The sequence below is a fragment of the Streptomyces sp. NBC_00094 genome, from assembly GCF_026343125.1.
GTDB lineage: Bacteria > Actinomycetota > Actinomycetes > Streptomycetales > Streptomycetaceae > Streptomyces.
Genome location: NZ_JAPEMB010000001.1, coordinates 595,410 through 619,710, shown reverse-complemented (window position 1 = coordinate 619,710; position 24,301 = coordinate 595,410). Strand labels below are relative to the sequence as shown.

Sequence of the window (24,301 nt, the reverse complement as noted above, 5' to 3'; positions counted from 1 at the left end):
GGGGTGCGGGTGGTGCGGGCGGTGCGGGCGGTGCGCATGTTGCGGGTGCTGCGGGGGAGCGAGGTCACGGCAGCGGGGCTCCTCGCGCGGCGGTCCACAGCTCGTACCACTCCTCGTGGCTGAGCTCGGGCGTCCGTGCCACGGCGTCGCGGCAGGCCCGGATGCGCGCGGGGCGGGTGGTCCCGATGACCGGGGCGATGCCGGCGGGGTGCCTCTGGAGCCACCACAGCACGACGGTCTCCGGGCTGGTGCCCTTGCGCGCGGCGAGCTCGGCGACGAGCCGGCCGGCCGGCGTCGCCTCGGAGTCGGCGAACCGTCCGCCGGCGAGCGCCCCCCAGGCCTGGAGACGGATGCCGTGGGCCAGGCAGTACTCGGTCGTGCCGGCGGGGTAGCCGACGCCGGCCCCGGCCGACGTGTTCACGAGCACGCCCTCCTCGACCCAGTCGCGGCGGTGCAGGCTCATCTCCAGCTGGTTCACCGTCAGGGGGAGTTCCAGATGGGCCTGGAGGCGCGCGATCTGCGGCGCGCTCATGTTGGACACGCCGAAGCGGCGCACCAGGCCCTGGCGGTGCAGGGAGGTGAGCGTCGCGGCGATCTCCGCGGGGTCGGCGAGCGGATCGGGGCGGTGCAGCAGCAGGACGTCGAGGACGTCGGTACGCAGCCGGGCGAGGCTCTCCTCGACGCGGCGGGCGATGGTCGGTCCCCGCAGGTCGTACAGGCCGGGGCGGCCGTCCTCCGGGAGGCGGATGCCGCACTTGGTCTGGAGGGTGATCCGCTCGCGCAGCCCGGCGGCCCGGGACAGCACCTCGCCGAAGACGGCCTCGGACTTGCCGTACCGGTAGATGTCGGCGTGGTCGAAGGCGGTGATGCCCGTGTCGAGGGCCGCTTCGACCGCCGCCTCCGCGTGGGCGATGTCGGCGGGGCCGTACGGGGTGGTGTCCCAGCCGCCGCCGAGCCCCATGCAGCCGTAGAGCGGCGTGCCGTCGGCGGTGTTCGTTCGCGCGCTCATGCGACGGCCTCCGTCGCGATCGCGTCCGCCAGGAGCTCGGCGAGGGCGAGGACCGGGAGCTGTGTGTTGGCCGCCGGGACGGTCGGCAGGACGGAGGCGTCGGCCACCCGCAGGTTCGCCACGCCGTGGACGCGGCCCCCGCCGTCCACCACCGCCGCCGGATCGCCCTCGGGGCCCATCGCGCACGTCCCGACGGGATGCCAGTAGGTGCCGAGCCGGGCCCGGAGCTCCGCCTCGGGCAGCTCGTGCGCGGGCGTGCCCGGGGGAAGCGCGGCCAGCCCGTGGAAGGCCTTGGCCTCGGCCATCCTGCGGGCGGTCGCGAGGCCGGACCGGAGCACGGCCAGGTCGTGCCCGCCGGGATCCGACAGGAATCCCGGGTCGATGTCCGGCGGGACGGTGTGGTCGGCCGACCGCAGCCGCACACCGCCACGGGAGACGGGCTTCAGGAGGAAGGCGGAGATCCCGGCCTCGTACCTCCCCGGCGGCAGCGAACCGAAGAGCGGATCGCCCGCGGAGGGCAGCACGTGCACGTCCCAGGCGCCCTCGGGACACCGCTCGCTCGCCACCCGGACGAGCATCCGGCTGACGTACAGCTCGCCCCGCTCGTCCTGGGCCGCGAGGGCCGCGTCGAGCTCCGGCGTGGGGACCAGGGGCAGGAAGACGCCGGGCTGGTCGCTGAGGTTGGCGCCCACGCCGGGGAGGTCCAGCACGGGGGAGACCCCGGACTCCCGCAGGTGGTCGGCGGGGCCGATGCCGCTGCGCATCAGGAGCGCGGGCGAGCCGAAGGTGCCGCAGGCCACCACGTACAGACCCGCGTCCAGGGTGCGCGGGCCGCCGTCGCCGTGGACGACCACGCCGTCCACCCGGCCGTCGTGGAGGACCAGCCGGTCGGCGACGGCGTGGTCCAGGACCGTGAGGTTCGGACGGGCCCGGGTCTCGGCGTCGAGGTAGGCGAAGGCGGCGTTCCAGCGGCGGCCGTCCACCGCGTTGAGCAGCGGTGTGCCGTAGCCGGGGGCGCCGGGGAGCGCCATGTCGACCTCGGCGTAACCGAGTTCGCGGGCCGCTTCGAGCGCCGCACCGCTCCAGGCCGACAGCTCGTTGTCGGGCACCTCGCGCAGCCCCATCCGGCGGACGGCTCGCTCGCGGTACGGCTCCATGGCGGCGGCGGTCCAGCGGGGGCCGCCCGCGCGGGACCACTCGTCGTGGTCGGCCGTCGAACCCCAGGTGTTCCAGCAGCCGTTGACGCAGGACGAGCCGCCGAGGACACGGCCCCGGATGCGGTGGACGGGCGCGTGCCGCTCCCAGACGTCGTCGCGGGCGAGCGCGCGGGCGTCGAGCACCTTGCGGGGCCAGTCGTCGGGAAGAGGGCCGTAGTCGGGACCCGCCTCGACGAGGCACACGGAGCGCCCGGCGTCCTCGCTGAGGCGCGAGGCCAGCACACAGCCGGCCACGCCGCCGCCGAGGACGACGACGTCGTACGAGCCGCCGGACGGGACGGCGGGTGGGACCCTGTGGGGGGCGGACGTCATCGGGCCTCCTCCACCGGGCCGTCGGCACCGCTGCCCGCCGCGCCGCCGGGCGCCGTCAGCTCGGCCACCTCCCGGAGGAGCCCGGCACGGTCGATGGCGTCGCTCCCGGTCGCCGGTACGGTGCAGGCGTAGGCGCCGGCCACCGCCCCGTACAGGGCGCAGCGGTCCAGGTCCTCGCCGGTCAGCCGGCCGTAGAGGAAACCGGAGGCGAAGGCGTCGCCCGCGCCGTTGGAGTCGACCACCGGTGCGCGCGGCGTGACGGTCGGGACGTGCACGAGCCCGTCGGCGGTGAGCAGGTACGCGCCCTCGGCCCCGGCGGTCGCGACCACGACCTCGGCCCGGCCCCGCTCCAGGATCCGGCGCATGGTCTTCTCCTTGTCCACCAGGGCCGTGGTGGAGACGAAGACGATGTCCGCGCCGTAGGCGAAGGGCTCGTGGTACGGGTTCTCGCCGTCCCAGTTGTGCAGGTCCGTGGAGATGGTGAGGCCCGCCGCGCGCAGCTGGGGCAGGGTGAAGGCGCACGGGTAGGTGATGGAGACGTGTGCGTGCCGGCTCGCCGCGGCCAGGGAGCCGACGAGCTCCTCGGGCAGCCGGTCGGACTCCCGGGAGCGGCTGTCGTCGTAGAGCGAGAGGCGGCGGCCGTCGGGGCCGACGAGGTTGACGGCCCGCTTCGTGCCGCCGGGCAGGGGCACTTCGGTGAACCCGATGCCCCGGTCGCGGTGGAAGGCGCGGAGGAGGTCGCCGGAGGGGTCGTCGCCGATCATGTCGAGGTGGTGCGTCCGCAGGCCCAGGGAGCTGAGTCCCAGCGCGACGAAGTCACCGGTCTGCCCTGCCCGGGTCTCGATGCCCGGCCGGATCATGTAGCTGTCGGCGTACGGCAGGGGGAGCTCGGGGACGTACACGATCGTGTCGACGCCCGACCCTCCTAGGACGAGGACGTCGTACTCGCTGGTCATCGCTGTTCCTCTCGCCGGGATCGCGGTGGTCGGACAACTTCCGCTGATCGGACGTGAGTTAAGCAGCCGGTGACGGGCAGGGCAAGATCTTGCAGAATGTTTCAGCAAGTCGTTGCGGGCGGGGGGAACGGAGAAGCGCGCGGAGCCCCCTGTGCTCCGCGCGCTTCGTGTGGGTGGACGGCCGTCGCCGTCAGAGGCCGAGGAGGCGGACGGCGTTCTCCTTGAGGATCAGAGGGCGGACCTCGGGCTTGATGTCGAGGGCCTCGAAGTCGGCCAGCCAGCGGTCGGGCGTCACCACGGGGAAGTCCGAGCCGAACAGCACCTTGTGCCGGAGGAAGGAGCCGGCCGCCCGCACGAGTTGCGGCGGGAAGTGCTTCGGCGCCCAGCCCGACAGGTCGATGTGGACGTTGGCCTTGTGCGTGGCGATGGAGATCGCCTCGTCCTGCCACGGCACCGACGGGTGCGCGAGGATGATCGTCAGACCGGGGAAGTCGGCGGCCACGTCGTCCAGGAGCATCGGGTCCGAGTAGCGCAGCTTGATGCCCCGCCCGCCGGGCAGGCCCGCGCCGATCCCGGTCTGGCCGGTGTGGAACAGCGCGGGGACGCCCAGCTCCTGGAGCGCCGCGTAGAGCGGGTAGTGCTCGGGCGCGTTCGGCGCGAACGCCTGGAGGCTCGGGTGGAACTTGAAGCCGCGGACGCCGTGGTCGAGCACGAGTGAGCGGGCCCGGTCGACGGCGTCGGGCCGGTGCGGGTCGACGGAGCCGAACGGGATGAGGACATCGGGGTGGTCGGCCGCCGCGCGGGCGATCTCCTCGCTGGACAGGGCCGGGTGGCCCAGGCCCGTCGTGGCGTCCACCGTGAAGATCACGGCGGCCATCCTGCGCTCGCGGTAGTAGGCCGCGAGTCGTTCGACGGTCGGCGTGCGGTCCTGGCCGGACTTGAAGTAGGCGGCGGAGGCGTCCATCAGCTCCGCGTCGAGCGCGAGGTGGCCGTGGGCGTCCTGCTCCACATGGACATGGAAGTCGATCGCGGTCAGATCGGCGGGGTTCATCGGGGTGCTCATCGGGATGCTCACAGGTGGTCGGTCCGGTTCTTCGCGTCGAGCAGGAGGGTCAGGAGGGCGTCGCGCGCGGCGACGACATCGGCCTCGGCGGTCCCGCCCAGCTCGTCGGCGACGCCCTGGGTGATCTTCCGCGTCAGCTCGGGCGTGAGGCTCGGCGTGCCGAGGTCGGCCCACCACTCCTCCATGGGCGGGCCCAGGTGCTCCAGGACGTGCGCGATGCCGCCGGCCCCGCCCGAGAGGTGCTGGTTGAGGAACGGCCCGAGCAGCGCCCAGCGCAGACCGGGGCCGTGGGCGATGGCCGTGTCGATGTCGGCGACGCTCGCCGCGCCCCGGTCGACGAGCGAGTACGCCTCGCGCCACAGCGCCGCCTGCAGCCGGTTCGCGACGTGCCCGGGCAGCTCCTGGCGCAGCCGGATCGGCTGCCGGCCGAGACCGCGGTAGAACGCCATGGCCTTCTCGACGGCGGCCTCGCCGGTCCGCTCGCCCGGCACGACCTCGACCAGCGGGATGAGGTGGGGCGGGTTGAACGGATGCCCCACGAGGACCCGTTCGGGATGGGCCGCGCAGGCCTGCTGGATCCGGGACGGGAGCAGCCCGGAGGAGCTGCTCGCCAGGACCGTCCCCGGCGGGGCGGCGGCGTCGAGGACGGCGAAGACCTCGTCCTTCAGCTCGGGCCGCTCGGGGCCGTTCTCCTGGACGAAGCCGGCGTCGCCGACGGCCTCCGCGAGGTCCGTGGTGAACGTCAGCCGGGCCTGGTCGGCGGTGACGGCGGCCCGGAGCCGGGCCTCCGCGCCGGGCGCGGGGTCGGTCGCGACGACCTCGTGTCCGTACGACAGGAAGAGCGTGGTCCAGGAGGCGCCGATGACGCCGGTCCCGACGACGGCGATCCTCATGACCCGCTCCCGTGCCTCGTGGCGTCGCGCGTGTCACCGCTGTCCGCGGCGGCGCCGCGCGTGGCGGCGTACGCGACGAAGGCGTCCAGCGAGCGGGGGTCGGCGAGGACGTCGGTGCTCGCCACCGCCTCGGGCGCCGCGCCGAGCAGGATCCGCTTGACCGGGACCTCCAGCTTCTTGCCGGTGCGGTTGCGCGGGATGGCCGGCACCCGCTCGATGACGTCCGGGACGTGCCGCGGAGACAGCGCGGACCGCAGCACCCGGGCGATCCTCGTACGGAGGGCGTCGTCGAGCTCGACCGAGCCGGAGACGAAGAGCAGCAGCTCGCCGTTGCCGCCCTCGGGGTCCTCGATGTGGACGACCAGGCTGTCCTCGACCTCGGGCAGGTCCTCGACGACGGCGTAGAACTCCGCGGTGCCGAGCCGGACCCCGCCCCGGTTGAGGGTCGCGTCGGAACGCCCGGCGACCACGCAGTGGCCCTCGGGCGCGAACCGCACCCAGTCGCCGTGCCGCCACACGCCCGGGAACTCCTCGAAGTAGGCGGCCCGGTAGCGGGAGCCGTCGGTGTCGCCCCAGAAGCCGACCGGCATCGACGGCATCGGCTCGGTGATCACCAGCTCGCCCAGCTCGCCGACGACCCGCTCGCCCGCGCTGTCGAAGGCGTACGCGGCGACGCCGAGGCACGGGCCGGAGATCTCCCCCGCGCGTACCGTCTGCAGCGGGCCGCCCTGCAGGATGCCGGTGCACACGTCGGTGCCTCCGCAACCGACGTTCAGGAGCACCCGGTCGCCGAACTGCTCGGCCACCCAGCGGAACCCGTCGGCGGCGAGCGGGCTGCCCGCAGCGCCGAGCTGCCGCAGCCGTGACAGGTCGAACTCCTCGGCCGGCCGGATACCCGCCTTGCGGCAGGCCATCAGATAGCCGGGGCTCACGCCCATGAGCGTCGCCCCCGTCTCCTCGGCGATCCGCCACTGCGCCCGCAGGTCCGGGTGGACCGGGTTGCCGTCGATCATGACGATCGACGCGCGGACGAGGAGTGCCGAGACGAGGGTGTTCCACAGCATCCAGGCGGTCGTGCTGAACCAGAGCATCCGGTCGCCCGGCTTCAGGTCCCAGCTCAGCGCGTTGTTCTTGAGGTGTTCCAGGAGGATGCCGCCGTGCCGGTGGACGATCGCCTTGGGGATGCCGGTGGTGCCGGAGGAGAACAGCACGAACAGCGGGTGGTCGAACGGCACGGGCTCGAAGGCCGGTTCGGCCGGCTCGGCGAGCAGTTCCTCCCAGCCCAGCGCGTCGGGCAGGACGTTCGGGCCGTACGGGACGTGGACGACCCGCTCCACGGTGGGCAGCTTGGAGGCGATCTCCGCCACCTCGGCGCGACGGTCGACGTCCCGCTCCCCGTACCGGTAGCCGGCCACCGTGAGCAGCACCTTCGGTTCGAGCTGGGCGAACCGGTCGACCACGCTGCGCGCGCCGAACTCCGGCGCGCACGCCGCCCAGACCGCCCCGATGCTCGCGGTGGCGAGGAAGGCCACCAGTGTCTCGGGGACGTTCGGCAGATAGGCGACGACCCGGTCGCCCTTGCCGACCCCGAGACGGAGAAGCCCCGCGCGGGCCCGCGCGACCTGATCGCGAAGCTCGCCGAAGGTCAGCTCGACCGGTGCCCGCGTCTGGGAGTGGGCGATGACCGCGACGGCGTCGTCGTCGGCGGACCCCTCGCGCCGGAGGGCGTGCTCGGCGTAGTTGAGGGTCGAGCCGGGGAACCACTCGGTGTCCGGCATCGACCTGCGGCCCAGGGCGGCGGTGGGCGGCGTGTGCGGGCGGACGTCGAAGAACTCCCAGATCGAGGACCAGAAGCCCGACAGGTCCGTGACGGACCACTGCCACAGGCTCTCGTAGTCCGGGAAGGACAGCTGCCGCTCCGACTCCAGCCAGCGGAGGTAGCGCCCGATCTCCGACGCGTCGCGGACCTCGGGCCCCGGGGCGCTGAGGATCTCGCTCATCGGGTGACCTTTCCGGCGCGGCCGTCCAGGAACGCCCGCATCCTCGCCTGGGCGTCGTCGCTGCCGGCGGCGACGGCCGCCATGAGGGACTCCATCAGGAAGCCGCCGGCGGGCGAGGCCTCGGCGATCCGGGGGAGTGCCTGGAGTACGGCGAAGTTGGTCAGCGGTGCGTTGGCCGAGATCCGCTCCGCGAGTTCCAGGGCCTTGGCCCGCGCCCCGCCCTCGTCGGTCAGGTAGTGCGAGAGGCCGACGGCCTGGCCCTCGGCGGCGTCGAGGACGCGGCCGGTGAGCATCATGTCGGCCATCCGGTGCGCGCCGATCAGCCGGGGGATCCGGACCGAGCCGCCGCCACCGACGAAGAGCCCGCGCTGCCCCTCCGGCAGCGCGTAGAACGCCGACGGCTCGGCCACGCGGATATGCGCGGAGGCCGCCAGCTCCAGGCCGCCGCCGATGACCGCGCCCTTCAGCGCGGCGACGACGGGAACCCGGCCGCCCTCGATCGTGTCGAAGACGCGGTGCCACATGAGCGAGTGCTCCAGGGCCTCCTCGGTGGACCGCTCGGTCAGCTCGCCGAGGTCGAGTCCGGCCGAGAAGTGGTCGCCCTCGGCGTCCAGGACGACGGCCCGGACGTCGGGCCCCGGCTTCCGGAAGAACTCCTCGATGCGCAGCACGGTGGCGTCGTCGAGGGCGTTGCGCTTGGCCGCCCGGCAGAGCGTCAGGACCGCCACTCCGTCGCGGCGGTCGATCGAAAGCGTGCTCAAGAAGGACTCCTCAATCATCAGGAATCCTGAGTATCGGAGGATGCCCCGTCGCCGGGCAAGGGGTTGCGCTAGAATTTTCGACAGGATTCCTGATGATGGAGAGGGGGAGGGGACATGACGGACATCGCGCCGCCGTCTCTGCTGTACTCGGTGAAGCAGGTGGAACTGGCGACCAGGGCCCGCCTCGACGAGCTGCTCAAGCCGTCCGGCGTCACCGCCCTCCAGTACACGGCGCTGACCGTGCTCGAACGCCGCGACGGCATGTCCTCGGCCGAGCTCGCCCGCAACTCCTTCGTCACGCCCCAGTCGATGTCCGACCTGGTCGGCGCGCTGGAGCGGCGCGGCCTCATCGCCAGGTCCCCGGATCCGGCCAGCCGCCGCCGCCACGTGATCAGCCTCACCGGCGAGGGCCGCGCCCTCCTCGCCCTCCACGCCCAGGCCGTCAAGGAACTGGAGGACGAGATGCTCACGGGCTTCACGGCCCGTGAACGCACCGCCTTCCGCGACTTCCTCAACCGCTCCCGCGCGGCGCTGGGCTGACGCCGGACAGGCCCTGGACGGAAGGTGGGGCCCCCTGACGCCAGGCCCCTGTCCGGCGGATGATGGTCGGACCGGCCCTAGCTGATGGGCTCGACCACGAAGACCGGGATCTCGCGGTCCGTCTTCCGCTGGTAGTCCGCGTAGTCGGCGAAGGCCTCGACGGCCCGCTCCCACCACGCCTGCCGCTCCTCGCCCATGACCAGCCGGGCCTTCATGTCCCAGGTCCGCGTTCCGTCGCGCAGTTCGACCAGGGGAGTGGCGACCAGGTTGTGGTACCAGACGGGGTGCTTCACCGCCCCGCCGTTCGACGCCACGAGCGCGTACGCGCCCTCGTGCTCCACGCGCATCAGCGGCGTCTTGCGGAGCTTGCCGCTGCGCGCGCCGAGGTTCGTCACCAGGACCACGGGCAGGCCCCGCATCGTGGTGCCCTTCGTGCCGCCGGACGACTCGTACAGCTCGACCTGGTTGCGCACCCACGTCGACGGGCTGGGCTCGTACTCACCTTCGAGGGGCATGACTGTCCTTTCGTCTGTGCCGTCTGCGGCGGCGGCCGGCGTCAGGACACCGGCTCCGCTCGCCCCGCGACGCTATCCGACGCCCCGCCGTTTGCGCCCCTCCTACAGCGGTCGCGGCGCGGGATCTCCCGGCAGGTGTTCGAGCGCCGCGGCGACGTCCGTGTGGCGGGCGACCTCGATGAGCGCCCGGGCCATGACCGAGCCGGGCTCCCGGGCGACGGTCACCAGGCCGACCGGCACCGTGCGCGCGGGCTCGACCAGCGGCACCGCCCGCATCCCGTGCGGCACACCGAAGACGTGCAGCCAGGTGTGCGGCACGATGCTCGCCCACCGGCCCGTGCGGACGTGGGCGAAAAGGGCCGCCACCGAATCGGTCTCGACCCGTGGCGAAGGCCGCACCCCGACCTCCGTGAACACCTCGTCGAGCACCTGACGCCCCTGCATGGCCTCGGTCAGCAGACATATCGGCAGCCGCGAGGCCTCCGCCCAGGTCGCCGTCGTCCGGTGGACGAGGCTGTCGGCGGCGTCGGTCAGCAGCACGTACCGCTCCTCGTACAGCGGGATCGACCGGAAGCCCTCGGAGAGCCCCTTGTGGAGGTAGGTGATCCCGGCGTCGATCTCGAAGGACCGCAACTGCCGGAGCACGTCCTCCGACTGGAGGTCCGCTCTCACCTCCACCGTGACCAGCGGATGCGCCAGGCAGAACGGGGCGGTCAGCTGGGCGACCGCCCCGGACGCGGTCGGCACCGCGCCGATCCGGATCCTGCCGCCGAGCCCGCCGCGCAGGGCGCCGACCTCGCTCGTGAGGGCGTCGCGGTCGGCGAGGATCCGCCGCGCCCACACCACGATCCGCTCGCCCTCGGGCGTGAGGCCCTCGTACGTACGGCCGCGCAGGACCAGCGGGACGTCCAGCTCCTCCTCCAGCTTCCGTACGGCCTCGGAGAGCGCGGGCTGGGAGACGTGGCAGGCCTGGGCGGCGCGCGCGAAGTGACGCTCCCTGGAGAGGGCCACCAGGTATTCGAGTTGACGGAACAGCACCTCACGGGTGTACCCGACCGCCCGCCGGAACGCCAATCGGCGTCACCGGCCCGGCGGAACCCCGGTCAGGTCACGGGTACGAGGCCAAGGCGCCCGGCCGGTTCCCCTCCCCGGAGCGCGGCCCGGCGGGCTCAAGGCGGATCAGCACGCCTTTGGACGTGGGGCAGTTGCTGATGTCGGCGACGCTGTCCAGCGGCACCAGGACGTTCGTCTCGGGGTAGTAGGCCGCGGCCGAACCGCGGCTCGCGGGGTACGCGACGACCCGGAAGCCCTCCGCGCGGCGCTCCCTCCCGTCGTGCCAGACGCTCACCAGATCCACCGTGTCACGGTCGGCGAGGCCGAGGGCGGCCAGATCGGCCGGATTGACCATGACGACGCGGCGCGCGTCGTGGATGCCCCGGTAGCGGTCGTTCGGCGCGTACCAGACGGTGTTCCACTGGTCGTGCGAGCGCAGGGTCTGCAACAGCAGGTGCCCCTCCGGGACGTGCGGCATCGTGAACGCGTTGCGGGTGAAGACCGCCTTGCCGCTCGGGGTGGGGAAGACCCGTGCGTTCACCGGGTTGGGCAGCGTGAAGCCGCCGGGTACGGCCACCCGGGCGTTGAAGTCCTCGAACCCCGGCACGACACGGGATATCCGATCGCGGATGGTGCCGTAGTCGGCCTCGAACTCCTCCCAGGGCATGGACGGTTCGTCGCCCAGCGTCAGCCGGGCCAGCCGGCTGACGATCGCGACCTCGCTGAGGAGGTGGGGAGAGGCGGGCGGCAGCTTCCCCCGGGAGGCGTGGACGTCGCTCATGGAGTCCTCGACGGTCACGAACTGCTCGCCGCCCGCCTGCACGTCCCGGTCGCTGCGGCCCAGGGTGGGCAGGATGAGGGCCGTGTCGCCGCAGACGGTGTGGGAGCGGTTGAGCTTGGTGGACACGTGCGCCGTGAGCCGGCACTTCCGCATCGCCTCCTCGGTCACCGCGCTGTCGGGCGTGGCCCGGACGAAGTTCCCGGCGACGCCGAGGAAGAGCCGGGCCCGGCCCTCGTGCATGGCACGGATGCCGTTCACCGCGTCGAGCCCGTGCCGGGTGGGCGGGGTGAAGCCGAACTCGCGGCCCAGGGCGTCGAGGAACTCCTGCGGCATCCGCTCCCACACGCCCATGGTGCGGTCACCCTGGACGTTGCTGTGGCCGCGCACGGGGCACACGCCGGCGCCCGGCCTGCCGATGTTGCCGCGCGCCAGAAGGAAGTTGACGACCTCACGGATGGTGGGGACCCCGTGCTTGTGCTGGGTGAGCCCCATCGCCCAGCACACGATGATCCGCTCGCTCCGCAGGACCCGCTCGTGCACCTCCTCGATCTCCCCGCGGGGCAGCCCGGTCGCCCGTAGGACGTCCTCCCAGGACGTCTTCCGCGCGTGCTCGGCGAACTCGTCGAAGCCGGTGGTGTGGGCCTGTATGAAGTCGTGGTCGAGTGCGGTGCCCGGCGCGGCGTCCTCCGCCTCCAGGAGCAGGAGGTTGAGCGCCTGGAAGAGCGCGAGGTCGCCGCCGGCGCGGATGTGCAGGAACTGGTCGGCGATCGGCGTGCCCCGGCCGATGATCCCCCGGGCCTTCTGCGGGTGCTTGAAGCGCAGGAGTCCGGCCTCGGGCAGTGTGTTCACGGCCACGACCTGCCCGCCGTTGCGCTTGGTCTCCTCGAGGGCGGAGAGCATGCGCGGGTGGTTGGTGCCCGGGTTCTGGCCCACGACGAAGACCAGGTCGGCGTGGTGGATGTCGTCCAGCGAGACGCTGCCCTTGCCGATGCCGAGCGTCTCCGACATCGCGGAACCGCTCGACTCGTGGCACATGTTGGAGCAGTCCGGCAGGTTGTTGGTGCCGTACGCGCGGGCGAGGAGCTGGAGGAGGAACGCGGCTTCGTTGTTGAGCCGGCCGGAGACGTAGAAGAGGGCCTCGTCGGGGGAGGCCAGCGCCCTGAGCTCCGCGGCGAGCAGCCCGAGCGCCTCGTCCCAGCCGATCGGCTCGTAGTGCGTCGCGCCGGGGCGCTTCACCATCGGTTCGGTCAGCCGGCCTTGCTGGTTGAGCCAGTAGTCGGACTTCCGGTCCAGCTCGGCGATCGAGTGCTCGCGGAAGAACTCCCGGGTGACGCGCCGCGAGGTGGCCTCGTCGTTGATGTGCTTGGCGCCGTTCTCGCAGTACTCGTTCCGGTGCCGCTCGCCCGGCGCGGGCTCCGGCCATGCACAGCCCGGACAGTCGATGCCCTTCGGCTGGTTGATGTTCAGCAGGGTCAGTGCGGTGCGGCGCGGGGACGTCTGGCCGAGGGAGTACTCCAGGGCGTGCGTCACGGCGGGCAGACCCGTAGCCCAGGTCTTGGGCGCGGTGACCTTCAGATCGTCGCTCGGGTCCTCGATGTCACTCATGTTCCGCTCCGCCTCTTTCCGAATTTCCGGCTCGCGCTGCGGAGGAAGCCTCGTGGGATTTCCCGGGGAATGTCAAAGAGGTGTTTCCGATGAGGTGACAGGCCCTGCCTATCGATGTGTCGCACGGCTTTGTACAGCGGGTATGTGGTCGGATAGGCGCCGCCGATGACGTCATCGAGAATCCCTCTTTGACTTCCTGAGGAAATGCGCCGAAGGTGATCGGCGGTGATTGTTCCGGTTTCGTCGACGGTCGGGAATGGCGGTGAGTTCCGGCACCGGGACATCGGCGGCTGACGCACGAGGACAGGACCCGAGGAGATGGGGAGCCGGATGTATCGGATGCGTCAATGGATCGCCGAGGCCGAGGCCGAACTGGACCGGGAACTCGCCCTCGAAAGGCTGCGCGGCTCGACCACCGCGCGGGTACCGGCGAGGCCCTCGCCCGCGTCGCCCTCGCCCGCGTCGACCGCCTCGCCCGCGTCGACCACCGCGCCCGCGTCCACACCCGAGGACGCACGCACGGCCGCTTCGGTGCCCGACGTACCGAGCCCCGCGACAGGGAAGCGACCCCAAGGTGGGCCGGCGGGGCACGCCGTGACATGGGAAGAGGCCCGTGCCCGTGCCCGTGACAGTGCCGGACAGCCGCTGCCCGTCGTCACCCGCGAGCTCGACGCGGCCCTCGGCCACGCCCTCTCCGGACCGCTGACGGCCCTCACCGACCTGCCGCCGTTCGACACCTCCGCCATGGACGGCTGGGCCGTCGCCGGACCCGGGCCGTGGCGGCTGCTGGACGGTCGCGTGCTCGCCGGCGAGCAGCCCGAACTCCTGCGCCACGGCGCCGCCGTCGCGATCGCCACCGGCGCCCGCCTGCCGGCGGGAGCGAGCGCCGTACTGCGCAGGGAGCACGGGGAGTTCGAAGCGGGCGGTGCCATGCTGCGCGAGCGCTCAGGAGACCCGGGAGGCGGCGGCGTGAGCGGGGACCCCGGCTCCGCCGCGGGGCACCCCGGCCGGGACGTCCGCGCGCGGGGGCAGGAGTGCCGTGCGGGTGAGGTTCTCCTTCCCACCGGGACGGACGTGACCCCGGGCGTCGTCGGCCTGGCGGCCGCGACCGGTTACGACCGGCTGGCCGTGCACCGTCGCCCCCGGGTGGAACTCCTCGTCCTCGGCGACGAGTTGCTGACATCCGGCGCGCCCCGCGAGGGTCGCGTCCGCGACGCGCTCGGCCCGCTCCTTCCGCCGTGGCTGGCCCGCCACGGCGCGGAGGTGACCGGCCGCCGTCTCGTGGCGGACGACCTCGCACGGCTGCGGGACGCCCTGCGCGACTCCACCGCCGACGTCGTCCTCACCACCGGCAGTACGGCCGCCGGGCCCGTGGACCATCTGCACGCCGCTCTCCGCGAGTCGGGCGCCCGGCTCCTGGTCGACTCCGTCGCCGTACGGCCCGGACACCCCATGCTCCTCGCCGAACTGCCGCCGTCCCCCGACGGCCGCCCCCGCCTCCTGGTCGGTCTGCCCGGCAACCCGCTGGCCGCCGTCGCCGGCACGGTCACCCTCGCCGTACCCCTGCTGCGCCGCCTGGGCGGCCACGCGGACCCGGAGCCGTACCGGACGACCGCCGTCGCGGCCCTGCCCGGGCACCCGCACGACACCCGGCTCCTCCCGGTGCGGCGCGTGGCGCACGGGGTCGCGCCGCTCCCGTTCGACGGACCGGCGATGCTGCGCGGTCTCGCGGTCGCGGACGGTCTCGCGGTCGTCCCGCCCGGCGGTGTGCCGGCCGGGGCCGACGCCGAGGTCCTGGAGGTACCGGGGCCGTGAGCGTCAGCAGACACACCGTGGCGGAGACCCCGATGACGTCCCACCTCGTCGACCCCGACCACCCCGCGGCCGCAGTCGGCGCGGAGGAGCGGGTCGGCGCGTGCTGAACGGCCTGCGGCGTACGGCGGCCCGTGCGCGGAGCGCGCTCTCCCCGCGCGGGGCGCTCGCCCTGCAGAGCGTGGACGGCGCCCTGTCCTTCGCGCTGCGGGCCGCCCTCGCCATGGCGCTGCCCGCGCTGCCGATGGCCCTGGCGGGGAGGGCGGATCAGGCCGTCTACGCCATGCTGGGCTCCTTCACCACCACGTTCGGCCGCAATCTGCCGTACGCGCGGCGCGCCCGCGTGCTCGCCCTGGTCGCGGTGGCCATGACCGCGTGTGTGGGCGGCGGTTCGGCGCTCGCCGCGTGGGCCGATCCGACCGGCGGGGGAGCGGGCGCCGCCGTGGTGGTCGCGGCGACGGCCGTCGTGGCCGGGCCGGCCAAGTTCGCCTGTGACGCGGCGCGCCTGAGCGGCCTCGGCGCGGTGCTGCTGCTCTTCTCCTTCGCCGTGGCGGCCAACGGCTCCTCGACCACGGCCGACGTCCTTCCCCACACCGCCCTGGCCGCGTCGGGCGCGGCCGTGGCCTGGGTCCTCGCCGTGGCCGGATGGTTCGTCCACCCGGACCGGCCGCAGCGCCTCGCCGTGGCCGCGGCCCTCCGCGAGCTCGCGGACCTCCTGGACGTCGAGGAGGGAACCGGCACGGCGTACGGAGGAGGGCTCCCGCGCCACCGCGCGACCGCCGCCGTCCTCCAGGCGTACCGGACACTGGGCCGAGTGCCCCCGACGGCCGCCCGTGCCGCGGACGGCGACCGGGGCGGCACCTGCGTGCGCCTCGCCGACCTCGCCTGGTCGCTGCTCATCGGCCTCGCCCGCCGCCCGCCCGAGGAGCCCGCCGACCTGGCTCGCGCCCTCCGCGCCCAGGTCCGCCTGCTCGTGAGCCGCCGTCGACGGGTCCCCCGGCTCCTGCCCGAACTCGCGCTGCTGTCCGCCCTGGCACGGGACGACACCGCCCCCGACCCGGCGCCGCCCGACCCCACCACCCGCCGCGCGGCCGAACTCCGCGCGGCGGACCTGCTGACGGGCGGCGCCTCCACGCACACCTCGGTCCTGCTCGTCCCCGCCCTGCGGATGGTCCTCGGCACCGGGCTCGCGGGCGGCGCGGCCCTGCTGCTCGGCCTCGGTCACGGCTACTGGGCGGCCGTGTCCGCCGCCGCGGTCCTGCACTCGGTCAACGTCCGTACGGCGACACAGCGCGCGGTCCAGCGCACCCTGGGCACGGTCGTCGGCCTGGCGCTCGCCCTCGGCGTGCTCGCCGCGCACCCCGAACCCGTGGTGCTCGTCCTGGTGATCGTGCTCCTGGAGTTCCTGCTCGAGTACGTCGTCGCCCGCAACTACGGGCTCGGCGTCGTCTTCCTGACCCCGCTCGCCCTGCTGCTGACCGACCTGGCCGCCGACTCCCCGGCCGAAGCGCTCGTCCGGGACCGTGCGCTGAGCAGCGTCCTCGGGATGGGTATCGCCCTGGTCTGTGCGCTGCTCGTCGTCCACGACCGGGCGGCGGTCCGGGCACAGCGCGCGCTGGCCGCGTGCACGGCGGCCGCCGACCGGGCCGAACGGGCCGTGGCCGGCGGCCGGGAGGCGTCGTTCCCGCTCGTACAGGCACGTCTCGGGGCGGCCGTCGTGGAGCTGCGCGAGGCCGACGACGCCGCGGCGGGCGAGCTCTGGCCGGCGGAGATGGACCCCACCGAACTCGCCGCCGCGGAGCAGCGCGCGTACCGGCTCCTGGAACGGCTGGTCAGGCCGCCGGAGTGATGGTGACCTTGACGTGCTTCATGATCGGCTGGTCGCTCTGGGTGCTGTAGTCGCCGAGCGCGCACAGTACGTTCATCTCCGGCATGTAGCCGGCCGCGCAGCCCCGGGGGATGTCGTACGGGATGGCGAGGTAGCCGTTGAGGAACCTCTGGCTGCCGTCCTTCGCGGTGCTCGTGATGTCGACGGGGCCGAGGTCGGGGATGCCGCGTTCGCGCATGTCGGCCCGGTTCATGAAGACGAGCGTGCGGAGGTTCTTGACGCCCCGGTAGCGGTCGTTGTCGGAGTAGATCGTGGTGTTCCACTGGTCGTGCGACCGCATGGTGCCCAGGGCGAGCGTGCCGGCGGCGGGGACGACGTCGGGCAGGGCGGCCGAGGAGAACTCGGCGCGCCCGGACGGGGTGAGGAAGACCAGCTCGCGGGCCGGCTGCTTGATGCGGAAGCCGAGAGGAAGCCGGACCCGCCGGTTGAAGTCCTCGAAGCCGTCGAGAGCCCGGGACATGGTGTCGCGGATCCGGTCGTAGTCCTCGATGTACCACTCCCAGGGCGTCTCGCTGTCGGGCAGCGCCGCGCGCGCCATGCCCGCGACGACGGCCGGCTCGGAGAGCAGGTGCGGCGACGCGGGGCGCTTCATGCCGACGGACAGGTGGACCATGCTCATCGAGTCCTCGACGGACGTGCTCTGGACGCCCTTGCGCTGATGGTCCTTCTCGGTCCGGCCGAGGCAGGGCAGGATCAGGGCGTTCCGGCCGTGGACGACGTGGCTGCGGTTCAGCTTGGTGCTCACCTGCACGGTGAGGTCGCAGTTGCCCAGTGCGGCGTACGTGTACGGGGTGTCCGGCGCCGCGAGGGCGAAGTTGCCGCCCATGCCGACGAACACCTTGATGTCGCCGCTGTGCATCGCCGGGATCGTCCGGACGGTGTCCAGGCCGTGTTCGCGGGGAGGGTCGATCTTGCACGCCTCGGCCAGACGGTCAAGGAACGCGTCGCTCGGACGGTGGTCGATCCCGCAGGTGCGGTTGCCCTGGACGTTGCTGTGCCCGCGTACGGGGGAGGGGCCCGCTCCCTCGCGCCCCAGATTGCCGCGCAGCAGCAGGAGGTTGACGATCTCCCGGACGGTGTCGACGCCGTGCTCGTGCTGGGTCACGCCCAGGCACCAGCTGACGATGGAGCGGTCGGCCTCTCCGTACACGCGCGCCGCCGCGAGGATGTCGGCGCGGCTCAGCCCGGACTGCCGTTCCAGCTCCTCCCACGGCGTGGCCTCGCACAGCGCGCGGTACTCGTCGAAGCCGCTCGTGTGACGCTCGATGAACTCGCGGTCCAGCGCCTTGGGATCGGTCTCCGACTGCTCCAGGATCGCCTTGGACATGCCGCGCAGCAGCGCCATGTCGCCGCCGATGCGCGGCTGGACGTTCAGGGTGCTCGTTCTCGTCGTCTTGAAGAGGGCCATGTCGAGGAAGTCGTGGGGCACGATCGTGCGGGTGGCCGCCGCCTCGATGAGTGGATTGACGTGCACGATCTGCGCGCCGCGGTGGTACGCCTCCGCGAGGGCGGTCAGCATCCGGGGAGCGTTCGAGGCGGCGTTGACCCCCAGGATGAAGAGCGCGTCGGCGCTCTCCCAGTCCTTGAGGTCGACGGTCCCCTTTCCTGTGCCCAGGGACGCCTGGAGGGCGCGGCCGCTCGCCTCGTGGCACATGTTGGAGCAGTCCGGCAGGTTGTTCGTGCCGAGTTCGCGGGCCATCAACTGGTAGAGGAACGTGGCCTCGTTCCCGAGCCGGCCGGAGGTGTAGAAGGACGCCTGATGCGGGCTCTCCAGCTCGCGCAGCGCGCGGCCGACCACCTCGAAGGCGTCCTTCCAACTGATCGGGACGTAGTGGTCCGTCCCGGGGTCGTAGACCATCGGCTCGGTGAGGCGGCCCTGGTTCTCCAGGTCGTAGTCGGTCCACCCGGCCAGCTCGGTCACCGAGTGGGCGGCGAAGAACTCACGCCCGACCCGCTTGCTCGTCATCTCCCAGGTGACGTGCTTGATGCCGTTCTCGCAGATGTCGAGGTGCAGGCCCTTGGTGTCGTCGGGCCACGCGCAGCCGGGGCAGTCGAACCCGGTGTTCTCGTGGTTCATCTTCATGATCGCGCGGGGGCCGTCCACCAGCGCGCCCTCGGCGACGAGGAAGCGCGTCACGCTCTTGGCCGCGCCCCAGCCCGCCGCAGGGTGGTGGTAGGGGTGGAACTCCGGTTCACCCTCGGGGGTGGGACCCACACGCCCCACACGTGCCTCCGGGTGCTCCGGCTGCTTCGGGCGTTCCTGGTCGTCGCTGTCGGCGTTCACGACTCTCCACCCTTCAGGCATGCGTGCACAGGCAGGGGAAACGGCTCTCTTCCGCAGGCTAGGTCCGGTGAGGAAGGCCTGCCACTCGATCCCGCCCGGCCTCCCGGGAGGCCGGGCGGGATCCTCCGCGCGCGGATACGCTGACGCCGCCCCATTAATCCGTTTTGTGCGGTTCCTCTCGACGGGAGTCCCATGGTCGTCGCCCAGCCCGTCCTCACGCCCCCCTCCCCGGCGGCCGTCTTCCTGGTGGCCACCGTGGCCCCCGGTGGAGAGGCGGCCGTACGGGAGGCGCTCCAGGACCTGGCGGGGCTGACCCGCTCGGTGGCGTTCCGTTCCCCCGACTCCGGGCTCGGCTGCGTCGTCGGACTGGGCGCGGAGGCCTGGGACCGGCTCGTCGGTGGTCCCCGCCCGCGCGACCTGCACCCGTTCACACCCCTGCGCGGCCCCCGCCACCTCGCGCCGGCCACCCCGGGCGACCTGCTGTTCCATCTGCGCGCCCGGCGCATGGACCTCTGTTTCGAGCTGGCCCGGCTGATCCTGGACCGGCTGGGCGGCGCGGTGACGGTCGTCGACGAGGTCCACGGCTTCACGTACTTCGACGAGCGCGACCTGCTCGGCTTCGTCGACGGCAGTGAGAACCCCACGGGCACGGCCGCCGCCGACGCCGTGCACATCGGCGACGAGGACCCGGGCTTCCGGGGCGGCAGCTACGTCGTCGTGCAGAAGTACGTGCACGACATGACCGCCTGGGACTCCCTCACCGTCGAGGAGCAGGAACACGTCATCGGCCGCACCAAGCAGGCCAACGTCGAACTGCCCGACGGCGTCAAGCCGGCGAACTCGCATGTCGCGCTCAACACGATCGTCGACGACGACGGCGTCGAGCAGAAGATCGTGCGCGCGAACATGCCGTTCGGACAGGTCGGCAGCGGCGAGTTCGGCACGTACTTCATCGGATACGCCCGCACGCCCGCCGTCACCGAACGGATGCTCCGCCACATGTTCCTCGGAGATCCCCCGGGCACCACGGACCGCATCCTCGACTTCTCCCGCGCCGTCACCGGCGGCCTCTTCTTCGTCCCGAGCGCCGACCTGCTCGCCGACCTCCCCGCCGCCCCGGCCGAGACCGCCGCCCCGGCCGGCGCCCCGTCCCCGGCCGCCGCCCCGTCCCCGCCCCCGGGCGCCGCGAGCCCCGGGGAGTCCCTGGGCATCGGCAGTCTGAAAGGAGCCCCAGCGTCATGACGACTCCCGACGTGTCGAACAACCTGCACCGCGAACTCGCCCCCATCACCCCCGCGGCCTGGGCGGAGATCGAGGAGGAGGCCCGCCGGACCTTCCGGCGCCACGTCGCGGGCCGCCGCGTCGTCGACGTCCCCGACCCGGCCGGCCCCGGCCTCGCCGCGGTCGGCGTCGGCCACCTCACCGACATCGAGCCCCCGGCGGCCGGCGTCTCGGCCCGGCTGCGCCAGGCGGCCCCGATCGTCGAGCTGCGCGTGCCGTTCACCGTCTCCCGGGCCGCCGTGGACGACGTGGAGCGCGGCTCCAAGGACTCCGACTGGCAGCCCGTCAAGGACGCGGCGCGCACGATGGCGTACGCCGAGGACCGGACGATCTTCGACGGGTACGGTGCCGCCGGCGTCGACGGACTGCGCGCCCGGTCCTCCAACCCGGTGTTGCGCCTGCCGACCGAGCCGCGCGAGTACCCCGACGCGATCAGCCGGGCCCTGACGGCGCTGCGGCTCGTCGGCGTCGACGGGCCGTACGCGCTGCTGCTCGGGGCCGACCAGTACCGGGCGGTCAGCGAGACCTCCGACCACGGCTACCCGATCGCCGCCCACCTGGGCCGGATGCTCGACGGCGCGCCGATCTGGGCGCCGGCCCTCAGCGGCGGCTTCGTCGTCTCCACCCGTGGCGGCGACTTCGCGCTGCTGCTCGGCCAGGACGTGGCGATCGGCTACACGAGTCACGACGCGCACGGCATCGACCTGTACTTCCACGAGACGCTGACCTTCCGCACGTACACCGACGAGGCCGTGGTGGTCCTGGAGGCCTGAGCCGTGAATCGCCGGTTGGTCGACGCCGTTCCGCGGCTCGTCGGGGCGACGCTCGTCGGAGCGGTGGCGGGCGTGGTCGTCGGCGCACTGGCGGGCGCGCCGATGGGCGCCCTCGCCGGCATCGCCACGGCGGAGACGCTCTTCGTCGTCACGGGCTGGTTCGTGCTCTGGCCCATGGACGCGGCCACCACCCACCGCAACGTCCGGCGGGAGGAGTTCCGCCCCGCCGTCGAGGAGCTCGTCGTCGTCGGAACCGCCGTGTGCGGCCTCGTCGGCATCATCGTGATGCTCCTGGTCGGCCACTCGGGCCTGGGGCACGCCGCGGCCGCGACGGCCCTCTGCGGCGTCTTCATGTCCTGGGCGGCGCTCCACCTCATGTACGCGGCCCGCTACGCGTACGACTACTACGCCCTGAGCCCCGGCGGCGGGATCGACTTCAACTCCGACGATCCGCCCCGGTACAGCGACTTCCTCTACTTCAGCTTCAACCTCGGCATGACCTACCAGGTCTCCGACACGAACGTCTCGAAGTCGTCGATCCGCGCGATCGTGCTCCGGCACTGCCTGCTGTCGTACGTCTTCGGGGCCAGCATCCTGGCCACCACCATCAACCTGGTGGCCGGCATCGTCACCGGCTGACCCGGAAGGGGCGGCTCCTCAACCGCGCCACCACGGTTCGCGGACGTAGCGGCTCTCGTCGCTCGTACAGCCGAGGCCGTTGGAGACCTCCTCGGAGTCGAGGTTCCAGCCGACGACGCCGTCGCCCTTGCGGCCCAGCTCGATCAGCCGGTCGTTCCCTGTCTCCGTGCCGTTCGTGACCCGGCACTCGACGATCGAGGTCCAGGCCTGCCCGTCGAGCGCCGAGACGAAGGCCAGGCACGGCAGGACGAGCACGGTCAGGGACAGCGCCACCCACTGCTCGACGGCGGCGGCCCGGCGCAGCCAGGAGGGCGGTCGGTAGCCCGCGTCCCGGTGGGGGGTCCCACCGGGCTCCTCGTCACGGTCGTGCTCGTGCGTGCGCTGGTGGCCGCGGCGCGACCGGCGGCGGCCCGTGCGGTACTCCACGACGACGCCCTGCCGCAGCGCGAACGCGACGAGTCCGGTGGCCAGCCCCCACCAGGGGCCGAAGAAGCAGGCGTCGATCACCGCCACGGCGAGCGGGTTGACGATCGTCAGCGCGGCCCGCCGGGCCGTTCCGGCGAACCCGCCGCCCAACGGCACCGCGCCGCGCGCGGCGAACAGGGCGAACACCACACGGGAGATGACGACGGCGAGTACGGATCCGAGCAGGGGATCGGTGATCACCATGCCCAGCAGGACGTCCGGCCAGTTCTGGGGCTCCATGCCGACGAGCACGTCACGGACCGCGTCGCCGCCCCCGACCGTGTAGGCCACCTTCGTGATGGGCACGGCGAGGGCGAGGGCGACCAGGACGGTGTGCCCCGGACCGCCCTTGCGGTCGGCCTCCGCCGCCTGCTGCTCTATGACGCGTCGCCCTGGCCGTCGCGGGTGCCGAGCGACACCACGGCCGCGGTCGTCCGGCCCTCGGGCGTGTCGTACGTGACGGTGTCGCCGGCCCGGTGACCGAGCAGTGCGGCGCCGAGCGGGCTGTCGGCGGTGACCATGGTCGCGTCGAGGACCTCGGCGACCTCGGCGATCTGGACGGTCTCCTCGGTGGCGTCCGCGAACCGTACGGTCACGGTGCTGCCGACGCCGACCGTGTCGGTGCTCGGCGGCCCCGCGACGGCCCCTTCGCGCAGCCGCCCCTCGATCTCGGCGATGCGGGAGTCCAGGCGCTGGAGTTCCGTGACGCGCTGCAGTTCGTCGGCCTGGTCGGCCCGGTCGCCCGGCTGGTCGCCACCGCCTTCCCGCAAGGTCACGGCGACGGCTTCGCGTTCGGTGCGCAGGTCGACGAGTTCGCGGGTGAAGGCCTCGCGGCCGACGGCGCTGAGGGGCTCGGGTCCACCGGTCATGTCTGATCCCGTCGAGCGGGCGGCACGGATGCGTGTCGCTGATCCATTACGGCATTCCGAACATATCAGTCGGATCCGGACATGAAGCCCCCCTTCCGACGTGCCGTCAGTCCGTGGGTGTTTTCTGCGGGTTCGACGGGAGTTCGATTGCGGCAGTGTGGCAGATGCATGACAAGACCCCAACTCCCTTGAGCTACGCCCGTAGACCGGACAGTCTGCTGATCACGCCGGATCGCCCCACACGGCTCCCGGCCGTGCGTGTGACCACACGCGCCCCCCACTGTCGCGCCGCCCCCACACGAGGCGCGACGCCGAAGAGGAGGACTCCCTCGCATGGCACTCCCGCAGCACACCAAGGCCCGTCTCGCGCTGACCGTGTCCGCCGCGACCGCGGCCGCCCTGCTCGGCACCTTCGCCGCCGTCCCCGCCCAGGCGGCCCCCGCCGAGGGGGTGGTCCTCGCGGCCGGCTCGCCCGACGCGGTGCCCGGCAGCTACGTCGTCACCCTGAAGCAGGGCGCGGGCTTCAAGGCCGCCTCCGCCAAGGGCCGGAGCCTGATAGCCGGTTACGGCGGCACGGTCCGCAAGACCTTCGGCTCCGCGCTCAACGGGTACACGGCCACCCTCGGCGAGGAGGAGGCCCGCCGCCTCGCCGCCGACCCGGCCGTCGCCTCCGTCGAGCAGAACCGCATATTCCGCGCCGACGCGACGCAGACCAACGCCCCCTGGGGCCTGGACCGCATCGACCAGGCGAACCTCCCGCTCTCCGGCACGTACACGTACCCCGACACCGCCGGCGCCGGCGTCACCGCGTACGTGATCGACACCGGAGTCCGCATCAGTCACGCCCAGCTCGCCGGGCGGGCCGTGAACGGGTACGACGCCGTGGAGGGTGACACGGTCGCCCAGGACGGCAACGGGCACGGCACGCACGTCGCCACCACCATCGCGGGATCGACGTACGGCGTGGCCAAGGCCGCGAAGATCGTCGCCGTCCGCGTCCTCGACAACGCCGGCTCCGGCACCACCGCCGGGGTCATCGCGGGCATCGACTGGGTCACCTCCCACCACGCGGCGGGGGCCCCGGCCGTCGCCAACCTGTCCCTCGGGGGTGGCGCCTCCACCGCGCTCGACAACGCGGTGAAGAACTCCATCGCGGACGGCGTCACCTACGCCGTCGCCGCGGGCAACTCCGGTGTCAACGCCTCCTCCACGTCGCCCGCCCGGGTCGCCGCCGCCATCACCGTCGGCGCCACGAGCAACACCGACGCCAAGGCGAGCTGGTCCAACTACGGCTCCGTGCTGGACCTCTTCGCCCCCGGTGTGTCGATCACCGCGGGCTGGAACACGAGTGACACGGCCACCAACACGATCTCTGGCACCTCGATGGCCACCCCGCACGTCGCGGGCGCCGCCGCCGTCTACCTCGCCGGCCACACCTCCGCCACTCCGGCGCAGGTCGCGACCGCTCTGGTGAACGGAGCCACCGTGAACAAGGTGACCAGCCCGGGCAGCGGCTCGCCCAACCGCCTCCTGCGGATCGTCCCGTAACCACCGCGCGATCGGTCGGGGGTCTTGCGCAGGCCCC

Annotated in this window: 21 protein-coding genes; 7 read left to right on the top strand and 14 right to left on the bottom strand. The window is 73.0% G+C overall.

Going from position 1 to position 24,301, the window contains the following annotated elements; translation table 11 throughout:
• Positions 1 to 64: 64 nt before the first annotated feature.
• The 7 genes from OG580_RS02755 to OG580_RS02725 all read right to left on the bottom strand — a co-directional run bounded on the left by OG580_RS02755 (position 65) and on the right by OG580_RS02725 (position 8,211).
• Positions 65 to 1,009, bottom strand: coding sequence for an aldo/keto reductase family oxidoreductase (locus OG580_RS02755; protein WP_267042032.1), 945 nt, complete (start codon positions 1,007 to 1,009; stop codon positions 65 to 67).
• Positions 1,006 to 2,538 (bottom strand): GMC family oxidoreductase, encoded by a 1,533-nt coding sequence (locus OG580_RS02750; RefSeq protein ID WP_267042031.1) that lies wholly within the window; start codon positions 2,536 to 2,538, stop codon positions 1,006 to 1,008. Before OG580_RS02750 ends, OG580_RS02755 begins: the two co-directional genes overlap by 4 nt.
• A complete protein-coding gene (locus OG580_RS02745; protein ID WP_267042030.1) occupies positions 2,535 to 3,494 on the bottom strand; it encodes an adenosine kinase in 960 nt (319 codons plus the stop codon). The genes OG580_RS02750 and OG580_RS02745 overlap by 4 nt, the downstream gene beginning before the upstream one ends.
• Before the next feature lie 190 nt (positions 3,495 to 3,684).
• On the bottom strand, positions 3,685 to 4,545 hold the full coding sequence (locus OG580_RS02740) for an amidohydrolase family protein (protein WP_267047866.1): 861 nt from the start codon (positions 4,543 to 4,545) through the stop codon (positions 3,685 to 3,687).
• A gap of 20 nt (positions 4,546 to 4,565) precedes the next feature.
• Positions 4,566 to 5,450, bottom strand: coding sequence for a 3-hydroxyacyl-CoA dehydrogenase NAD-binding domain-containing protein (locus OG580_RS02735; RefSeq protein ID WP_267042029.1), 885 nt, complete (start codon positions 5,448 to 5,450; stop codon positions 4,566 to 4,568).
• Positions 5,447 to 7,450, bottom strand: a complete 2,004-nt coding sequence (locus OG580_RS02730; protein ID WP_267042028.1) for an acetoacetate--CoA ligase — start codon at positions 7,448 to 7,450, stop codon at positions 5,447 to 5,449. Before OG580_RS02730 ends, OG580_RS02735 begins: the two co-directional genes overlap by 4 nt.
• Positions 7,447 to 8,211, bottom strand: a complete 765-nt coding sequence (locus OG580_RS02725) for a crotonase/enoyl-CoA hydratase family protein (RefSeq protein WP_267042027.1) — start codon at positions 8,209 to 8,211, stop codon at positions 7,447 to 7,449. Before OG580_RS02725 ends, OG580_RS02730 begins: the two co-directional genes overlap by 4 nt.
• Positions 8,212 to 8,325: 114 nt before the next feature.
• Between OG580_RS02725 and OG580_RS02720 the strand changes: the two genes are divergently transcribed.
• Positions 8,326 to 8,751 carry a MarR family winged helix-turn-helix transcriptional regulator gene (locus OG580_RS02720; protein ID WP_267042026.1) on the top strand — a complete coding sequence of 142 codons (426 nt, stop codon included), beginning with the start codon at positions 8,326 to 8,328 and terminating at the stop codon, positions 8,749 to 8,751.
• A 77-nt stretch (positions 8,752 to 8,828) separates the two neighbouring features.
• Here OG580_RS02720 and OG580_RS02715 read toward each other — a convergent pair whose 3' ends face one another.
• From OG580_RS02715 to OG580_RS02700, 4 genes are all read right to left on the bottom strand, one after another.
• Positions 8,829 to 9,266, bottom strand: coding sequence for a nitroreductase family deazaflavin-dependent oxidoreductase (locus tag OG580_RS02715; RefSeq protein WP_267042025.1), 438 nt, complete (start codon positions 9,264 to 9,266; stop codon positions 8,829 to 8,831).
• A 102-nt stretch (positions 9,267 to 9,368) separates the two neighbouring features.
• Positions 9,369 to 10,304 carry a LysR family transcriptional regulator gene (locus OG580_RS02710; protein WP_267042024.1) on the bottom strand — a complete coding sequence of 312 codons (936 nt, stop codon included), beginning with the start codon at positions 10,302 to 10,304 and terminating at the stop codon, positions 9,369 to 9,371.
• 70 nt (positions 10,305 to 10,374) lie between these two features.
• Positions 10,375 to 12,705, bottom strand: a complete 2,331-nt coding sequence (locus OG580_RS02705) for an FdhF/YdeP family oxidoreductase (protein WP_267042023.1) — start codon at positions 12,703 to 12,705, stop codon at positions 10,375 to 10,377.
• Positions 12,706 to 13,049: 344 nt separating this feature from the next.
• Positions 13,050 to 13,226: a hypothetical protein gene (locus OG580_RS02700; protein ID WP_267042022.1), complete on the bottom strand. Its 177-nt coding sequence runs from the start codon at positions 13,224 to 13,226 to the stop codon at positions 13,050 to 13,052.
• A 73-nt stretch (positions 13,227 to 13,299) separates the two neighbouring features.
• Here OG580_RS02700 and OG580_RS02695 point away from each other — a divergent pair, with 73 nt between their 5' ends.
• Positions 13,300 to 14,520, top strand: a complete 1,221-nt coding sequence (locus OG580_RS02695) for a molybdopterin molybdotransferase MoeA (protein WP_267042021.1) — start codon at positions 13,300 to 13,302, stop codon at positions 14,518 to 14,520.
• Between the two features lie 220 nt (positions 14,521 to 14,740).
• Positions 14,741 to 16,366 carry an FUSC family protein gene (locus OG580_RS02690; RefSeq protein WP_267047865.1) on the top strand — a complete coding sequence of 542 codons (1,626 nt, stop codon included), beginning with the start codon at positions 14,741 to 14,743 and terminating at the stop codon, positions 16,364 to 16,366.
• Here OG580_RS02690 and OG580_RS02685 read toward each other — a convergent pair.
• On the bottom strand, positions 16,350 to 18,710 hold the full coding sequence (locus tag OG580_RS02685) for an FdhF/YdeP family oxidoreductase (protein WP_267042020.1): 2,361 nt from the start codon (positions 18,708 to 18,710) through the stop codon (positions 16,350 to 16,352). The two genes, OG580_RS02690 and OG580_RS02685, sit on opposite strands and share 17 nt — an antisense overlap.
• Positions 18,711 to 18,881: 171 nt before the next feature.
• On the opposite strand from OG580_RS02685, the gene OG580_RS02680 reads away from it, so the two are divergent.
• The 3 genes from OG580_RS02680 to OG580_RS02670 are packed head-to-tail and all read left to right on the top strand — an operon-like array spanning position 18,882 to position 21,382.
• Positions 18,882 to 19,931, top strand: a complete 1,050-nt coding sequence (locus OG580_RS02680; RefSeq protein ID WP_267042019.1) for a Dyp-type peroxidase — start codon at positions 18,882 to 18,884, stop codon at positions 19,929 to 19,931.
• The gene (locus tag OG580_RS02675) at positions 19,928 to 20,743 is read left to right on the top strand and encodes a family 1 encapsulin nanocompartment shell protein (protein ID WP_267042018.1); all 816 of its coding nucleotides are present in this window, start codon (positions 19,928 to 19,930) and stop codon (positions 20,741 to 20,743) included. Before OG580_RS02680 ends, OG580_RS02675 begins: the two co-directional genes overlap by 4 nt.
• Positions 20,744 to 20,746: 3 nt before the next feature.
• A complete protein-coding gene (locus OG580_RS02670; RefSeq protein ID WP_267042017.1) occupies positions 20,747 to 21,382 on the top strand; it encodes a DUF1345 domain-containing protein in 636 nt (211 codons plus the stop codon).
• Positions 21,383 to 21,400: 18 nt separating this feature from the next.
• Here OG580_RS02670 and OG580_RS02665 read toward each other — a convergent pair whose 3' ends face one another.
• Together OG580_RS02665 and OG580_RS02660 are read right to left on the bottom strand one after the other, a co-directional pair.
• Positions 21,401 to 22,228 carry a hypothetical protein gene (locus OG580_RS02665; protein WP_267047864.1) on the bottom strand — a complete coding sequence of 276 codons (828 nt, stop codon included), beginning with the start codon at positions 22,226 to 22,228 and terminating at the stop codon, positions 21,401 to 21,403.
• The gene (locus OG580_RS02660; protein WP_267042016.1) at positions 22,225 to 22,716 is read right to left on the bottom strand and encodes a GreA/GreB family elongation factor; all 492 of its coding nucleotides are present in this window, start codon (positions 22,714 to 22,716) and stop codon (positions 22,225 to 22,227) included. Before OG580_RS02660 ends, OG580_RS02665 begins: the two co-directional genes overlap by 4 nt.
• Before the next feature lie 333 nt (positions 22,717 to 23,049).
• On the opposite strand from OG580_RS02660, the gene OG580_RS02655 reads away from it, so the two are divergent.
• Positions 23,050 to 24,264 carry a S8 family peptidase gene (locus OG580_RS02655; RefSeq protein WP_267042015.1) on the top strand — a complete coding sequence of 405 codons (1,215 nt, stop codon included), beginning with the start codon at positions 23,050 to 23,052 and terminating at the stop codon, positions 24,262 to 24,264.
• Positions 24,265 to 24,301: the final 37 nt, after the last annotated feature.

Excerpts from the sequence above, each read along its gene's own strand:
- OG580_RS02755 (WP_267042032.1), bottom strand. The coding sequence starts at position 1,009 with ATGAGCGCGCGAACGAACACCGCCGACGGCACGCCGCTCTACGGCTGC.
- OG580_RS02750 (WP_267042031.1), bottom strand. The coding sequence starts at position 2,538 with ATGACGTCCGCCCCCCACAGGGTCCCACCCGCCGTCCCGTCCGGCGGC.
- OG580_RS02745 (WP_267042030.1), bottom strand. The coding sequence starts at position 3,494 with ATGACCAGCGAGTACGACGTCCTCGTCCTAGGAGGGTCGGGCGTCGAC.
- OG580_RS02740 (WP_267047866.1), bottom strand. The coding sequence starts at position 4,545 with ATGAACCCCGCCGATCTGACCGCGATCGACTTCCATGTCCATGTGGAG.
- OG580_RS02735 (WP_267042029.1), bottom strand. The coding sequence starts at position 5,450 with ATGAGGATCGCCGTCGTCGGGACCGGCGTCATCGGCGCCTCCTGGACC.
- OG580_RS02730 (WP_267042028.1), bottom strand. The coding sequence starts at position 7,450 with ATGAGCGAGATCCTCAGCGCCCCGGGGCCCGAGGTCCGCGACGCGTCG.
- OG580_RS02720 (WP_267042026.1), top strand. The coding sequence starts at position 8,326 with ATGACGGACATCGCGCCGCCGTCTCTGCTGTACTCGGTGAAGCAGGTG.
- OG580_RS02715 (WP_267042025.1), bottom strand. The coding sequence starts at position 9,266 with ATGCCCCTCGAAGGTGAGTACGAGCCCAGCCCGTCGACGTGGGTGCGC.
- OG580_RS02705 (WP_267042023.1), bottom strand. The coding sequence starts at position 12,705 with ATGAGTGACATCGAGGACCCGAGCGACGATCTGAAGGTCACCGCGCCC.
- OG580_RS02690 (WP_267047865.1), top strand. The coding sequence starts at position 14,741 with ATGGCGCTGCCCGCGCTGCCGATGGCCCTGGCGGGGAGGGCGGATCAG.
- OG580_RS02685 (WP_267042020.1), bottom strand. The coding sequence starts at position 18,710 with ATGCCTGAAGGGTGGAGAGTCGTGAACGCCGACAGCGACGACCAGGAA.
- OG580_RS02680 (WP_267042019.1), top strand. The coding sequence starts at position 18,882 with ATGGTCGTCGCCCAGCCCGTCCTCACGCCCCCCTCCCCGGCGGCCGTC.
- OG580_RS02675 (WP_267042018.1), top strand. The coding sequence starts at position 19,928 with ATGACGACTCCCGACGTGTCGAACAACCTGCACCGCGAACTCGCCCCC.
- OG580_RS02660 (WP_267042016.1), bottom strand. The coding sequence starts at position 22,716 with ATGACCGGTGGACCCGAGCCCCTCAGCGCCGTCGGCCGCGAGGCCTTC.
- OG580_RS02655 (WP_267042015.1), top strand. The coding sequence starts at position 23,050 with ATGGCACTCCCGCAGCACACCAAGGCCCGTCTCGCGCTGACCGTGTCC.